We start from the raw sequence: 12,556 nt of genomic DNA on the forward strand, positions 1-12,556 counted from the left end.
ACCGCGGCCGTAAGCTCCGGATTAACCCTTCGAGTTACCCCCGAATGACGTAGAGGGTCGCTCCGAGCCGCCATCCGGCAGCAAATCCGGCCGCCGCTCCCGCGTGATCTTCTCCGCCTGCTCGCGCCGCCAGCGGGCGATACGGGCATGGTCGCCGGAAAGGAGCGCCTCGGGCAGGCCCCTGCCCTCCCATTCGCGCGGGCGGGTGTAGTGCGGATATTCGAGCAGGCCGTTTTCGAAACTCTCCTCCGTGCCGGAGGCTTGCTTGCCCATCACCCCGGGGATCAGGCGCACGCAAGCGTCGAGCAGCACCATGGCGGCCATCTCGCCGCCGGAGAGGATGTAGTCGCCGACCGAGACCTCGGTCAGGTTCCGCCCCTCGATCACCCGCTCGTCGACACCCTCGAAGCGGCCGCAGACGATGACAACGCCTTCTCCGGCGACGAAATCGCGGACCATGCGTTGGCTGAGCGGACGGCCGCGCGGCGACATCAGCAGGCGCGGCCGGGTGTCATCAGCCGGAACCGCGGCGTCGATCGCAGCCGCCAGCACGTCGCAGCGCAAGACCATGCCGGCGCCGCCACCGGCCGGATTGTCGTCGACATTGCGGTGGCGGCCGATGCCATGCTCGCGGATCTGATGCGTCTCGAGCGACCAAAGCCCGGTACGCAGGCCCTCGCCCGCCAGCGAATGGCCGAGCGGGCCGGGAAACATCTCGGGATAGAGGGTGAGGATGCGGGCGCGGAAGGTCATGATCACCCTGGCTCGTGCGCTGGAAACACCACCGTCATCCCGGGCAAGCGCAGCGCAGTCCCGGGATCCATCGAGGGGCGCCGAACTCTACGATGGATTCCGGCGCTCCGCTTCGCTACGGCCGGAATGACGGCTCGTACAATGAACGCTCGAAATCAAGCAAAGTGCAGCGCCGGGTTTCCGTTCAGCGCCGCATAGTCACTCACGCTGGCGATGACGTTGTCGAAGCTGGTGAAGGCCTCGGCCGGCAGCATGGTCAGCACCGCGACGGCGCGCATGCCGGCGCGCCGCGCCGCCTCGACGCCGTTGGGCGCATCCTCGAAGACGATGCAGTCGGCCGGCGCGACACCCATGCGCTCTGCAGCGGCCAGGAACATGTCGGGATGCGGCTTGCCGGGGAAACCCTGGCTCGGCGAAACGATGGTGGCGAAGCGCTCGCGCAGGGCGAGCGTGTCGAGGATCAGCGCGATGTTCGGCGGCGCCGCGGCGGTGCCGACGGCCATCGGCACGGCATGGCTGCGGGCCCGGTCGAGCAGGTCGACGAGGCCGCCGAGCGGCGTGACGAGCGGGCCATAGGTCTCGCGATAGAGCTCTTCCTTTTCCTCGGCGAGCCGGCCGAGCTCGGCGGCGTCGGCACCGGGGAAATGCGGGCCGATGATGTCGGAGATCGCCATGCCGGCGGTGCGTGCCGAGAAGGTCGCGCGCTCGAAGGGCAGGCCGTATTTGCGGTACCAGACCTCCCAGGCATCGTCGTGGTAGCGCATATTGTCGACGATGGTGCCGTCCATGTCGAAGATCAGAGCCTTGGCCGGCGTCTCAGGCAGCATCGTCATCCTCGAACAGACCGACGGGAGGCAGCGCCTCGATGCGCTTGGCCGCGATGTCGATGCGTGGCGCATAGGCCTTGGTGAAGGGCATCAGCACCGAGCGGCCATCCGGCATCTCGATGTCGAGGAGGTCGCCGGCGCCATAGTTGGCGACGGCGGTGACTTTACCGAGGATGGCCCCGTCCGGTCCGACAACCACGCAGCCGACGAGATCGGCCTGCAGGAACTCGTCCTCGTCCTCGGGCGCCGGCAGGCGCGAACGCTCGATATGGAGCTTGACGCCGTTGAGGAGCTCGGCCCCCTCGCGGCTGGTCACGCCCTTGAGCCGGGCAACGACCACTTCCTTGGCGGGGCGGGCATCTGCGATCTCGAAGCGCCGGCCCTTCTCGTCGACGAGCGGGCCATATTCGGCCAGCGCCATCGGATCGGCGGTGAAGGTCTTGATCCGGACCTCACCGCGCACGCCATGCGGCGCGCCGATGATGCCGAGCAGGACGAGGTCGTCGCTCATGTCAGTGCGCCACGCTGGGGCCTGCCTCGTAGCTTTCCAGCTCGTGCAACGGCGGATGGAAAGCACGCGGGGAACCCCTCTCCCGGATGGGAGAGGGGCAGGGGTGAGGGACCGCCGCCAATCGCGGAAGCGCAGCGCTGCCGTTGCGCCTTCTGCGGATAGGGCAGGCCCTCATCCCTGCCCTTCTCCCACACGGGAGAAGGGTTCCCCGCGCCTGTCATGTCACTCAGCCGCAGCTTCGGCCGGGGCAGCGCTCTTGGCGGCCTTCTTCTCGGCGCGCTCCTTGGCCTTCTCGCCGGGAACGGCCTTGTCCGGGTTGTTGCGGGCCGGACGCTTCAGCACGCCGGCTGCGTCGAGGAAGCGCAGGACGCGATCGGTCGGCTGGGCGCCCTTGGCGAGCCAGGCCTTGGCCTTCTCGAGATCAAGCACGACGCGCTCCGGCGAATCCTTGGCCTTCATCGGATCATAGGCGCCGATCTTCTCGATGAAGCGGCCATCGCGCGGCGAGCGGGCGTCGGCGACGACGATGCGGTAGTACGGGCGCTTCTTGGCGCCACCACGGGTCAGGCGGATCTTGAGGGACATTGCTCTTCTTCCTTTGGGTTGAGCGGTAAAACTACTTCTTCTTGAACGGGTTGTTGCCGAGGCCAGGCAGGCCGGAGCCGAGGCCGGGAAGCTTCGGCATCATGCCGGCGGGCGGGGTGACGCCCTTGGGCAGACCGGGGAAACCGCCCGGCGGCAGCGAGGGCATGCCGCCGCCGGCGCCGAGCTGCTTCTGGAGCTCGGCGAGCTGCGCCGGATCCATCTTGGAGGGGTCTGGCATGCCGGCAGGCAGGCCGCCCATGCCGCCGCCGAGACCGAACATGCTGCCGAGCTTGCCGAGCATGCCGCCCTTCTGGCGGGCCATCTGCTTCATCATGTCCGCCATCTGGCGGTGCATCTTGAGCAGCTTGTTGATCGCCTCGGGCGAGGTGCCGGAGCCGGCGGCGATGCGCTTCTTGCGGCTGTTCTTGAGCAGGTCCGGGTTCCTGCGCTCGCCCGGCGTCATCGAGTTGATGATCGCGATCTGCCGGGCGATGACCTTGTCGTCCATCTTCGAGCCGGCGATCTGGTTCTTCATCTGCGCCATGCCGGGCAGCATGCCCATCAGCCCGCCGAGGCCGCCCATCTTCTCCATCTGCTGAAGCTGGGTGCGCAGGTCGCCGAGGTCGAAATTGCCCTTGGCGAGGCGCTGCGCCAGTTCCTGCGCCTTGTCGGCATCGACGGTCGCGGCGGCCTTCTCGACCAGGCCGACGATATCACCCATGCCGAGGATGCGGTTGGCGACGCGCGAGGGGTGGAAATCCTCGAGCGCATCGGTCTTCTCGCCCGTGCCGACGAGCTTGATCGGCTTGCCCGTGACGGCACGCATCGAGAGCGCCGCGCCACCGCGGCCGTCGCCGTCCATGCGGGTCAGCACGATGCCGGTGAGGCCGACGCGCTGGTCGAAGGCGCGGGCGGTGTTGACGGCGTCCTGGCCGGTCAGCGCGTCGGCGACGAGCAGGACTTCATGGGGATTGGTCGCCGCCTTGACCTCGGCAACCTCGGCCATCAGCACCTCGTCGAGCGTGACGCGGCCGGCGGTGTCGAGCATAACGACGTCGTAGCCGCCAAGCTTGCCGGCCTCGATCGCGCGCCTCGCGATCTGCACAGCGCTCTGGCCGACGACGATCGGCAGCGTCTCGACGCCGACCTGCTTGCCGAGGATGGCGAGTTGCTCCATCGCGGCCGGGCGGCGCGTATCGAGCGACGCCATCAGGACCTTCTTCTTGTCCCGATCGGTCAGGCGCCTGGCGATCTTGGCGGTCGAGGTGGTCTTGCCCGACCCCTGCAGACCGACCATCAGGATCGGCACCGGCGGCACGGCGTCGAAGGTGATGCCCTCGCCCTCGCCGCCGAGCGTGTCGATCAGGACGTCATTGACGATCTTGATGACCTGCTGGCCGGGCGTGACCGACTTCAGCACCTCGGCGCCGACGGCACGCTCGCGCACCTTCTCGGTGAAGCTGCGCACGACCTCGAGCGCGACGTCGGCCTCGAGCAGCGCGCGGCGGACCTCGCGCAGCGCGGCGTTGACGTCGTCCTCGGTCAGCGAACCCCGGCGGGTCAGGCCCGAGAGGATGCCGGAAAGTCTGTCGCTCAGCGTGCCGAACATGCGGTCCTGCTTTGCCTGGCCTCAAAAAGTGAGAGACGGATTCACTGACTCAAGTTGAACCAACCTGATCAGATCCGGCTCTGGAACCGATATCGCACGAGCCATCCGCCAAACGGTTTCGCGCCCGAGGGCGCAGACGCGCTGTCGGGCGTTGACCTCCGGGCTCTCGGCGGTTCCATGGGAACGGCCCGGTCGGCGGATGAGGTTTCGGCGATGTCGGCGAAACGAATGGGCGCGTTAAAGCGGACAAATGCGGCGAAAGTCAAGCTCGCGTACCAGAGAAGCACGCATTCTGCCGCAGTGTTCAACCTAATCTCCGTCATTCCGGACAAGCGCCGAAGGCGCGCAGCTCCGGAATCCATCGTAGAGCGCAGTCCCCTTCGATGGATTCCGGCGCTCCGCTTCGCTACGGCCGGAATGACGGGGGTTAGTGATCATCACTTGAAAGCTGCAAGCCGCCTTATTCCTGCGCCGTCATCAGGTTGGCGTCGCGGGCGAGCCGCCAGCGCCCGTCGGCCTCCTTGCGCAAGATCGTCAGCGTGTAGCCCGAGCGGCGGATGGTTTTGCCGTCCGCCGCGGTCGCGGTCATGTCGATGTGGTTGCGCAGCCAGGCGTGGTCGCCGAGCACCTTGAGCTCGCGAATGTCGCTGCGCCCCTCGATCGTCATGGCATCGAGCCCCTTCAGCGCGGCGGCGAAAGCCTCCTTGCCGAAGGGCTCGGCGCCGGGAACCATGAAAACCACGTCGTCGCTCATCAGGCCCAGCACAGTTGCAGCGTCGCCGGCCTTCGTCGCCACCATCCAGGTCTCGACGAGGTCGCGGATCGCCTGTTCGTCATCGCTCATGGGCTGTTCTCCCGGGTCGGCTTGCGATAATCGCGCCGCATTCCTCGCCTAAGGCCGCCTCGCTTCGCCGGTCCGGCGCAGCAGAAGCCGAGATCGACGTGATGACAAGACATGCGGGCGCAGCCCTTCTGATCGCCCTGCTTCTGGCCGGCTGCGCGGGCACGCAACGCGAAGCGGCGCCGCCAAGCCCGCGCAAGCAGGAGCGCCTCGCCGCGGTGAAGGCTGATCCGGCCGAGGCGGTGCGCATCCTCAACGCCTATCGCGCCGGCAAGGGTCTCGGCCCAGTCCGCCTCGATTCCACCCTGACCGCGATGGCGCAGCGCCAGTCCGACGCGATGGCCGCCAGCGACGATCTCTCCCATAGCGCCGCCGGCAGCTTCACCTCGCGCGTCCATGGTGCCGGCCTCGACGCGGCGCGCGCCGCGGAAAACCTCGGCGCCGGCTACTACTCGACGCAGGAAGCCTTCGACGGCTGGAAGAAGTCGTCCGGCCATGAGGCCAACCTCTCCATGCCGCAGGCGACGCGCATCGGCCTCGCGCTCGCGAAGAACGCGCAGACCCGCTACGGCGCCTGGTGGACACTGGTATTGGCGGGAGAGCCGGAGAAGCGGCGGGAAATGTCGGCCGGGCCGCTCGTGCCGGTGCGTGGCGGCGGAACGACGTTCCGCTGGGGGGCGTCGCTTTAAGATCGATGCAGCCGCATTGCAGAAGGAAAGGAAATTCCTTACCTTTCCGCCAGGAGGTCGCGATGATCACGAGCAAGCTGACGAGCAAGGCGCAGACGACGATACCGCAGCCGGTCCGCGCCGCCCTCAAGCTCAGGGAAGGCGACGAGATCGCCTATGTGATCGCCGACGATCATGTCGTGATCAGCAAGGCGACCGCATTGGCTGCCGAAGACCCGTTCGCGACATTCAGCGAATGGGACAGCGAGGCGGACCGCAAGGCCTATGCCGACCTTTGAGCAGGGCGACGTTGTTCGCGTCCCTTTTCCCTATACTGATCGCGACACGCGCCAGCATCGGCCGGCACTTGTCGTCTCGGCCGGCGGTGTCGGAGACGGCGAGGTGTTGCTCTGGGTCGTGATGATCACCAGCGCCGCGAACCGTCCCTGGCCCGGCGACGTGGCGCTGGGATCACAGTATCGGGAGGCAGGCCTGCCTGCACCATCGACGATACGCCCATGCAAGATCGCCACGATCGAAGCCCGCCATGCGCAAGCGATCGGCCGAATCGGCAGCGATCAGCTTGCCGACATCATGGCGACGTTGAACGGCTATCTGCGCGCAAGATAGCCCTTTACAAACACCCCCGTCTGGTGATGGCTCTGGTTTTTAGCGGAGCCTCTACACCATGACCTTCGAAGCCTGGGCCGCCTTCGCGGCCGCCACCGCCGTCCTCCTCGTCATCCCCGGCCCGACCATCCTCCTGGTGATCTCCTACGCGCTCGGCCAGGGCTGGCGCACCGCCCTGCCGATGGCGGTCGGAGTCGCGCTCGGCGACTTCACCGCGATGACCCTGTCCATGCTCGGCGTCGGCGCGCTGCTGGCGACCTCGGCGACGATCTTCACCGCGCTGAAATGGGCCGGCGCGGCCTACCTGATCTATCTCGGCGTCAAGCTCTTTCGTGCCGGCGGCAGCCTCAACGCCGAGCCCCGCCAGGACGCGACCTCGGCGCTGAAGATGCTCGGCCATGCCTGGCTGGTGACGGCACTGAACCCGAAGAGCATCACCTTCTTCGTCGCCTTCCTGCCGCAGTTCCTCGATGCCAAGGCCGACTTCTGGACGCAGATGCTGATCTTCGAGGCGACCTTCATTACCCTCGCCTTCGCCAACGCCTTCGGCTACGCGCTGATCGCCTCGCGTGCCCGGGCTGTGGTCGGCAATCCGCGCGCCATCGGCCTGTTCAACAAGGCCGGCGGCACGCTGCTGGTCGGCGCCGGGATCGCAACCGTCGCGGTGCGCTCGGGCAGCAATTGAGAGACCAGGCATGAACGGGCGCGATGCGGACACCCTCGGCTTCTACGCCGCCGAGGCGCAGGTTTATGCCGGGCGCGCCCGCGAACTCGGCGAGGCGCGCCTGCGGCGCTTCGCCGAGCTGATCCCGACCGGCGGCCAGGTGCTCGAACTCGGCTGCGGTGGCGGGCAGGACAGCGAGGCCCTGCTCGCGCTCGGCCTCGACGTCACGTCGACCGACGGCTCGCCCGAGCTCGCCGCAGAGGCGCAAAAGCGGCTCGGGCGGCCAGTCTCCATGCTGCTCTTCGAAGATCTCGCAGCGGACGCGGCCTATGACGGCGTCTGGGCCAATGCCTGCCTGCTGCATGTCCCGCGTCCGGCCTTGCCCGGCATCCTCGACAAGGTGCACCGATCGCTGAGGCCGGGCGGCGCCTTCTATGCCAGCTTCAAGGCCGGCGAAGCCGAAGGCCGCGACAGCTTTGGCCGGTTCTACAACTATCCGGATGCCGACTGGCTGCGCACGGCCTACGGCGATCTCGGCTGGAACCGCATCGATATCGAGGAGGATCTTGGCGGCGGCTACGATCAGGAGCCGACGCGCTGGTTGCACGTGACGGCGATCAAGTTGTCTTGAAGCGGATGGCCCGGCCTTGACGCTGGGCGAAGCGCACACGACTTCTCGATGTCATGACACGCCGCAAGCTCCTGCGCCTCCTCGGCATCCCTGCTTTGCTCGGTTCCTCGGGCTTCGCCTGGGCCTCTTATGCGCGCTCGCGCAATCCCTATTACCAGGGCCCGGTCAGCGACCATTTCGACGGGCTGATCTTCAGCGACGGCCGGCCGGTCACAAAGGGGCTGGCCGACGTGCTACGCTGGCAATTCTCGAAGCGCGAGCGCGAGGTCTTCCCGGCGCAGTACGCGGCTCCACCGCAGGACAAGCCGCCGGCGCGGGTCGACGGCTTACGCGTCGTCCATCTCGGCCACGCCTCGTTCCTGTACCAGACCGCCGGTCTCAACATCCTGATCGACCCGGTCTATTCCGATCGGGCGAGCCCGTTCTCCTTCTTCGGGCCGAAGCGGGTGAATGCGCCTGGCGTCGCTTTCGCTGACCTGCCGAAGATCGATATCGTGCTGGTCACGCACAATCATTACGACCATCTCGACGTCGAGACGCTGGCACTGATCCATGCGCGCGACAATCCGCGGATGATCATGCCGCTCGGCAACGACATGATCGTCAAGGCGCGCGGTGGTTCGATCCGGGCCGAGGCGCATGACTGGGGCGCGCGGCTGGCGCTGTCGGACAAGGTCGCGGTCACGCTGGTGCCGAGCTATCACTGGTCGGCGCGCGGGGCCTTCGACCGGCGCATGGCGCTGTGGTCTTCCTTCGTGATCGAGACGCCGGCGGGCAAGCTCTTCCATATCGGCGACACCGGCTACCATGACGGCTCGCTCTATGAGCGGCTCGGCCAGGAGCATGGCCCCTTCCGGCTGGCCGCACTGCCGATCGGCGCCTATGAGCCGCGCTGGTTCATGAGCGACAACCACATGAATCCGGAAGAGGCGGTGGCGGTGATGCGTTCACTGCGCGCCGAGCAGGCGCTCGGCCACCATTGGGGCACGTTCCAGCTCACCGACGAGGGCGTCGGCCGGCCGCCCGAGGCGCTCAAGATTGCGCTGGAAAAAGCTGACCTGCCAGAGGAACGCTTCCGGCCGATGCAGCCCGGGCTAGTGTGGGAGGCCTGAGACGAACCCGCCCGTGCGTCGATCAGCCCAAGCCTTCCATGTCTCGCGGCCCCTTCCGACGGCGCAGATCGGGATAGGTCACGATATCGCTGTCCGGCCTGCGGCTTCCGACCTCGAGCACCCGAGCGAGGGTCGCCGACCGGTTCTGTAGATGATGGCCATCGGGAACGCCGGCTTTGAAACCGGCGCTGTCGCCCGCGCGCAGAATGGTCTCACCGCCCTCCGCAACAAGGACGACCTCCCCTTCCAAGACATGGACGAACTCATCCTCGTCGCTGTGCCAGTGGCGATCGGCAGACCACGCACCGGGCTGAAGCTCGAGAATGTTCACTCCGAACTGGGAGAGATCGACGGCATCGCCGATCGCGATGCGCTTCCAGCGACCCGACGGCAGAGCATCGCTCGCTTCGCTGCCTATCGTGACCCTGGCCTTGTCGCCGTCAATCCGCCCCATCGGCTCGTCGCCGTCATTTCGGCTGGACGTAAACGTTGATCTCGAGGTTCGGGTCGCCGGGATCCTTGAGGTCGCTGACATATTCCTCGAGGAAAGCGTCCTTCACGACGATGTTCTTCGCCTCGAGATAGGCGGTGATCGTCTCATAGGTCGAATCGATGTCGTCATAGGGCGCGGTGTGGACGAAGCGCAGCGAGCGCCCGACCGGTGACTGGCCATTACGCACGCCGGTCGCCAGCGGCCTGGCAGCGTCCGCCGCCTTGTCGACCGGCAGCATCGCCTCGAACTTGAAGCCGTTGTCGTCTGTCTCGACGAACAGGCTCAGCGGCCGGCCGGCAACCTTGAGCCCGGCCTTGTCGGCCTCAGCCCGCAGGAGCGCGATGGCCTCCGACAGCTTCTGGAAACCCTGATCCCAGCTCGCCTGTCCCGCCAGCAGCAGTACCGGCTTGGCGACGAGCGCGATCTCGTCGACATCGGACGGATCGCCCTGCTTGCCGGCAAGCGTCGCGTTCGGGTTGGGCGCGCCGGTCTGCTGTTGCTGGACAGGCGGGGCCGGCTGCGGATTGGGCAGGGTCGGCGGCGGCTGGACAGGTTGCGGCTCGACCGGCGTCTGCGGCGTCGGCGGCGGCTGGACCGGCTGCGGCACGATCGGTGCCTGCGGAGCCGGCGGCGGCTGCACCGGCTGCGGCTCGGCCGGGGTCGGCGGATTGGCCTGCGTCTGGACAGGAGCGGGCTGGGCCGGTTGCACGCTCTGCGCCGGCGTCGCCGTTCCCGGCGGTGCGGCGAGTGGCGTGCTTTCCACTGCGGTCGGAGGCGCCACGCGCGTCTGCGCCGCTGCCGGATAGGCGAAGGCGAGCGCCAGGAGAAGTGCGCTGAATCTCGACTGCCGCATATCAGACATTCCCGAGCTGGCTCGACCGATTCGCGCCGCCGCGCCGCAAGCTACGACGATCCCGTTACGGCAGGAAGATCGCGAAGGGTGGCAATTTTTCGGCGCTCGCTTCATATATCCGCATCATCACGGACTTCTGACAACATGAACGCCCTCGCCCATCGCCGGTTCCTCAAGATGAACGGTCTCGGCAACGAGATCACCGTGCTCGACCTGCGCGGGACGAAGCACCTCGTCTCGCAAGCCGAGGCACGCGCGATCGCAAGCCAGGAGCGCAGCCGCTTCGACCAGCTGATGGTGCTGCACGACGCCAAGGCGGCAGGCACCGACGCTTATGTCCGCATCTACAACACCGACGGATCGGAGGCCGGCGCCTGCGGCAATGGCACGCGCTGCGTCGCCTGGGCGATGACCGCCGACCCTGAGATGGGGCAGTCCGGCCGTGACGGCCTCTTGCTGCAGACCAAGGCCGGGCTGCTGCCGGTGGCGCGCCTGTCGGAGACCGTTTTCACCGTCGACATGGGTGCGCCGCGCCTCGCCTGGGACGAGATACCGCTGGCCGAGCCATTCGAGGATACCAGCCGCTTCGAGCTCCAGATCGGGCCGATCGACGATCCGATCCTGCACACGCCTTGCGCCGTCAGCATGGGCAATCCGCACGCGGTCTTCTTCGTCGATGATCCCTATCGCTTCAACCTCGAACAGATCGGCCCGCTGCTGGAGAACCACCCGATATTCCCGGACCGCGCCAATATCGGCCTCGCCGCCGTGAAGGCGCCTGACCATATCGTGCTGCGGGTCTGGGAACGCGGCGCCGGCATCACCCGCGCCTGCGGTTCCGGCGCCTGCGCGGCGCTGGTCGCGGCCGTGCGCCGTGAGTTGTCCAATCGCAAGGCGACCGTCAGCCTGCCCGGCGGCGACCTCGTGATCGAGTGGCGCGAGAGCGACGGCCATGTACTGATGACCGGGCCGGCGGCGCTCGACTGGGAAGGCGTGCTGGAGCCCGAGCTCTTCGCCGCCGTCGCCTGATGGCAGTCGAGCTCGTCACCTTCGGCTGCCGGCTCAACCTGGTCGAGAGCGAGACGATCGAGCGGCAGGCGTTCGCCGCCGGCCTTTCCGACGTCGCGGTGATCAATACCTGCGCCGTGACAGCCGAAGCCGTACGCCAGGCCGGCCAGGCGATCCGCCGGCTCGCCCGCGAAAACCCGGAGCGTCCGATCGTAGTGACCGGCTGCGCGGCGCAGATCGAGCCCGCACGCTTCGCCGCCATGCCGGAGGTGGCGCGGGTGCTGGGGAATGCCGAGAAGCTCGACATGGCGAGCTGGCGAGCGCTCGCCAACTCGAACAGCCTGCGCGCCACGAGTCCGGACAGCGACCCAGCCGGCAAGATCGCAGTCGGCGACATCATGCAGGCGCAGGGCGCCACCCCTCACCGCACCCAGGCGCTGGGCCAGCATACACGCGGCTTCCTGCAGGTGCAGAACGGCTGCGACCACCGCTGCACCTTCTGCGTCATCCCGCTCGGGCGCGGCAACGCCCGCTCGGCACCCGTTGGCGAGGTCGTCGCGCAGGCGCGCCGTCTTGTCGAAGAGGGCGCCAGCGAGATCGTGCTGACCGGTGTCGACCTGACGAGCTATGGCCGGGAGAGGTCCGACGGACCGACGCTCGGCGCGCTCGTCCGCTCCATTCTGGTCGCATTGCCCGAATTGAAGCGCCTGCGGCTGTCCTCGCTCGACGCCGTCGAGGTCGACGACGATCTGCGCAGGCTGATCGCTGGGGAGCCGCGGCTGATGCCGCATCTGCACCTTTCGCTGCAAGCCGGCGACGACCTCGTGCTGAAGCGGATGAAGCGCCGCCACAGCCGCGCCGATGCAGTCCGGTTCTGCAGCGAGATGCGCAGCCTGCGGCCGGAAATCGTCTTCGGTGCCGACCTGATCGCGGGCTTCCCGACCGAGGACGAAGCGATGTTTTCCCGCACGCTCGGCCTGATCGAAGAGTGCGGGCTGTCCTATGTCCACGGCTTCCCGTTCTCAGCCCGGCCGGGCACGCCGGCGGCGCGCATGCCGCAGGTTGCCGGCAGCGAGATCAAGCAGCGCGCAGCCCGGCTGCGCGAGGCGGCGGAAGCCGCACATGCCCGGCACCTTGCCGCCCGCGTCGGCCGGCGGCTCTCGGTCCTGACCGAGCGCGGCGACACCGGCCGGGCCGAGGATTTCACTTTGGTGCGCTTCGGCCGCAGCGTCGCGCCCGGCCAGATCCTGCCAGTGACGGCCCATGCCCAGGCCGGTAAATCCCTGCTCGCGGCTTGACGTGAAGCCCATGCGACGCCCATAGCCGCACCGAACCGTCTGTCTCCTTGCTGTCGCAATCGGGAACTAGCTC

Annotated in this window: 16 protein-coding genes; 8 read left to right on the plus strand and 8 right to left on the minus strand. The window is 67.7% G+C overall.

Going from position 1 to position 12,556, the window contains the following annotated elements; all coding sequences use genetic code 11:
* Positions 1 to 21: 21 nt before the first annotated feature.
* The 6 genes from trmD to ACSQ24_RS18850 form a co-directional block, all read right to left on the minus strand.
* Complete coding sequence (gene trmD, locus ACSQ24_RS18825) at positions 22 to 753, minus strand: tRNA (guanosine(37)-N1)-methyltransferase TrmD (protein WP_436096153.1); 732 nt, start codon at positions 751 to 753, stop codon at positions 22 to 24.
* A 155-nt stretch (positions 754 to 908) separates the two neighbouring features.
* Positions 909 to 1,580 carry an HAD family hydrolase gene (locus ACSQ24_RS18830; RefSeq protein ID WP_436096154.1) on the minus strand — a complete coding sequence of 224 codons (672 nt, stop codon included), beginning with the start codon at positions 1,578 to 1,580 and terminating at the stop codon, positions 909 to 911.
* Positions 1,570 to 2,091, minus strand: coding sequence for a ribosome maturation factor RimM (gene rimM / locus ACSQ24_RS18835; protein ID WP_436096155.1), 522 nt, complete (start codon positions 2,089 to 2,091; stop codon positions 1,570 to 1,572). The genes ACSQ24_RS18830 and rimM overlap by 11 nt, the downstream gene beginning before the upstream one ends.
* A gap of 222 nt (positions 2,092 to 2,313) precedes the next feature.
* The gene (rpsP, locus tag ACSQ24_RS18840) at positions 2,314 to 2,676 is read right to left on the minus strand and encodes a 30S ribosomal protein S16 (protein WP_057187673.1); all 363 of its coding nucleotides are present in this window, start codon (positions 2,674 to 2,676) and stop codon (positions 2,314 to 2,316) included.
* A gap of 31 nt (positions 2,677 to 2,707) precedes the next feature.
* Positions 2,708 to 4,285, minus strand: a complete 1,578-nt coding sequence (ffh, locus tag ACSQ24_RS18845) for a signal recognition particle protein (protein ID WP_436096156.1) — start codon at positions 4,283 to 4,285, stop codon at positions 2,708 to 2,710.
* A gap of 460 nt (positions 4,286 to 4,745) precedes the next feature.
* Positions 4,746 to 5,129 carry a YybH family protein gene (locus tag ACSQ24_RS18850; protein WP_436096157.1) on the minus strand — a complete coding sequence of 128 codons (384 nt, stop codon included), beginning with the start codon at positions 5,127 to 5,129 and terminating at the stop codon, positions 4,746 to 4,748.
* 101 nt (positions 5,130 to 5,230) lie between these two features.
* Between ACSQ24_RS18850 and ACSQ24_RS18855 the strand changes: the two genes are divergently transcribed.
* From ACSQ24_RS18855 to ACSQ24_RS18880, 6 genes are all read left to right on the plus strand, one after another.
* Complete coding sequence (locus ACSQ24_RS18855) at positions 5,231 to 5,815, plus strand: CAP domain-containing protein (RefSeq protein ID WP_436096158.1); 585 nt, start codon at positions 5,231 to 5,233, stop codon at positions 5,813 to 5,815.
* Between the two features lie 62 nt (positions 5,816 to 5,877).
* Positions 5,878 to 6,093: an AbrB/MazE/SpoVT family DNA-binding domain-containing protein gene (locus tag ACSQ24_RS18860; RefSeq protein ID WP_436096159.1), complete on the plus strand. Its 216-nt coding sequence runs from the start codon at positions 5,878 to 5,880 to the stop codon at positions 6,091 to 6,093.
* On the plus strand, positions 6,080 to 6,424 hold the full coding sequence (locus tag ACSQ24_RS18865) for a type II toxin-antitoxin system PemK/MazF family toxin (protein WP_436096160.1): 345 nt from the start codon (positions 6,080 to 6,082) through the stop codon (positions 6,422 to 6,424). The genes ACSQ24_RS18860 and ACSQ24_RS18865 overlap by 14 nt, the downstream gene beginning before the upstream one ends.
* A 58-nt stretch (positions 6,425 to 6,482) precedes the next feature.
* Positions 6,483 to 7,109 (plus strand): LysE family translocator, encoded by a 627-nt coding sequence (locus ACSQ24_RS18870; RefSeq protein ID WP_436096161.1) that lies wholly within the window; start codon positions 6,483 to 6,485, stop codon positions 7,107 to 7,109.
* Between the two features lie 10 nt (positions 7,110 to 7,119).
* Positions 7,120 to 7,719, plus strand: coding sequence for a class I SAM-dependent methyltransferase (locus tag ACSQ24_RS18875; protein WP_436096162.1), 600 nt, complete (start codon positions 7,120 to 7,122; stop codon positions 7,717 to 7,719).
* A 53-nt stretch (positions 7,720 to 7,772) separates the two neighbouring features.
* Positions 7,773 to 8,831, plus strand: a complete 1,059-nt coding sequence (locus tag ACSQ24_RS18880; RefSeq protein WP_436096163.1) for an MBL fold metallo-hydrolase — start codon at positions 7,773 to 7,775, stop codon at positions 8,829 to 8,831.
* Positions 8,832 to 8,853: 22 nt separating this feature from the next.
* Here ACSQ24_RS18880 and ACSQ24_RS18885 read toward each other — a convergent pair whose 3' ends face one another.
* Together ACSQ24_RS18885 and ACSQ24_RS18890 are read right to left on the minus strand one after the other, a co-directional pair.
* Positions 8,854 to 9,285, minus strand: coding sequence for a cupin domain-containing protein (locus tag ACSQ24_RS18885; protein ID WP_436096164.1), 432 nt, complete (start codon positions 9,283 to 9,285; stop codon positions 8,854 to 8,856).
* Positions 9,286 to 9,298: 13 nt separating this feature from the next.
* Positions 9,299 to 10,177 (minus strand): GyrI-like domain-containing protein, encoded by an 879-nt coding sequence (locus ACSQ24_RS18890; RefSeq protein WP_436096165.1) that lies wholly within the window; start codon positions 10,175 to 10,177, stop codon positions 9,299 to 9,301.
* Positions 10,178 to 10,321: 144 nt separating this feature from the next.
* Between ACSQ24_RS18890 and dapF the strand changes: the two genes are divergently transcribed.
* Complete coding sequence (gene dapF / locus ACSQ24_RS18895; protein WP_436096166.1) at positions 10,322 to 11,206, plus strand: diaminopimelate epimerase; 885 nt, start codon at positions 10,322 to 10,324, stop codon at positions 11,204 to 11,206.
* A complete protein-coding gene (gene mtaB / locus ACSQ24_RS18900) occupies positions 11,206 to 12,483 on the plus strand; it encodes a tRNA (N(6)-L-threonylcarbamoyladenosine(37)-C(2))-methylthiotransferase MtaB (RefSeq protein ID WP_436096167.1) in 1,278 nt (425 codons plus the stop codon). The genes dapF and mtaB overlap by 1 nt, the downstream gene beginning before the upstream one ends.
* Positions 12,484 to 12,556 lie beyond the last annotated feature (73 nt).

This window comes from Allobosea sp. LjRoot237 (assembly GCF_964253285.1).
In the GTDB taxonomy this organism is placed as follows: Bacteria; Pseudomonadota; Alphaproteobacteria; order Rhizobiales; family Beijerinckiaceae; genus Allobosea.

Bases quoted from the DNA above. Each gene is read 5' to 3' on its own strand.
- ACSQ24_RS18875 (WP_436096162.1), top strand. From the start codon at position 7,120: ATGAACGGGCGCGATGCGGACACCCTCGGCTTCTACGCCGCCGAGGCG.
- dapF (WP_436096166.1), top strand. From the start codon at position 10,322: ATGAACGCCCTCGCCCATCGCCGGTTCCTCAAGATGAACGGTCTCGGC.
- ACSQ24_RS18890 (WP_436096165.1), bottom strand. From the start codon at position 10,177: ATGCGGCAGTCGAGATTCAGCGCACTTCTCCTGGCGCTCGCCTTCGCC.
- ACSQ24_RS18870 (WP_436096161.1), top strand. From the start codon at position 6,483: ATGACCTTCGAAGCCTGGGCCGCCTTCGCGGCCGCCACCGCCGTCCTC.
- trmD (WP_436096153.1), bottom strand. From the start codon at position 753: ATGACCTTCCGCGCCCGCATCCTCACCCTCTATCCCGAGATGTTTCCC.
- ACSQ24_RS18885 (WP_436096164.1), bottom strand. From the start codon at position 9,285: ATGGGGCGGATTGACGGCGACAAGGCCAGGGTCACGATAGGCAGCGAA.
- ffh (WP_436096156.1), bottom strand. From the start codon at position 4,285: ATGTTCGGCACGCTGAGCGACAGACTTTCCGGCATCCTCTCGGGCCTG.
- ACSQ24_RS18865 (WP_436096160.1), top strand. From the start codon at position 6,080: ATGCCGACCTTTGAGCAGGGCGACGTTGTTCGCGTCCCTTTTCCCTAT.
- rimM (WP_436096155.1), bottom strand. From the start codon at position 2,091: ATGAGCGACGACCTCGTCCTGCTCGGCATCATCGGCGCGCCGCATGGC.
- ACSQ24_RS18880 (WP_436096163.1), top strand. From the start codon at position 7,773: ATGACACGCCGCAAGCTCCTGCGCCTCCTCGGCATCCCTGCTTTGCTC.
- mtaB (WP_436096167.1), top strand. From the start codon at position 11,206: ATGGCAGTCGAGCTCGTCACCTTCGGCTGCCGGCTCAACCTGGTCGAG.
- ACSQ24_RS18855 (WP_436096158.1), top strand. From the start codon at position 5,231: ATGACAAGACATGCGGGCGCAGCCCTTCTGATCGCCCTGCTTCTGGCC.
- ACSQ24_RS18850 (WP_436096157.1), bottom strand. From the start codon at position 5,129: ATGAGCGATGACGAACAGGCGATCCGCGACCTCGTCGAGACCTGGATG.
- ACSQ24_RS18860 (WP_436096159.1), top strand. From the start codon at position 5,878: ATGATCACGAGCAAGCTGACGAGCAAGGCGCAGACGACGATACCGCAG.
- ACSQ24_RS18830 (WP_436096154.1), bottom strand. From the start codon at position 1,580: ATGCTGCCTGAGACGCCGGCCAAGGCTCTGATCTTCGACATGGACGGC.
- rpsP (WP_057187673.1), bottom strand. From the start codon at position 2,676: ATGTCCCTCAAGATCCGCCTGACCCGTGGTGGCGCCAAGAAGCGCCCG.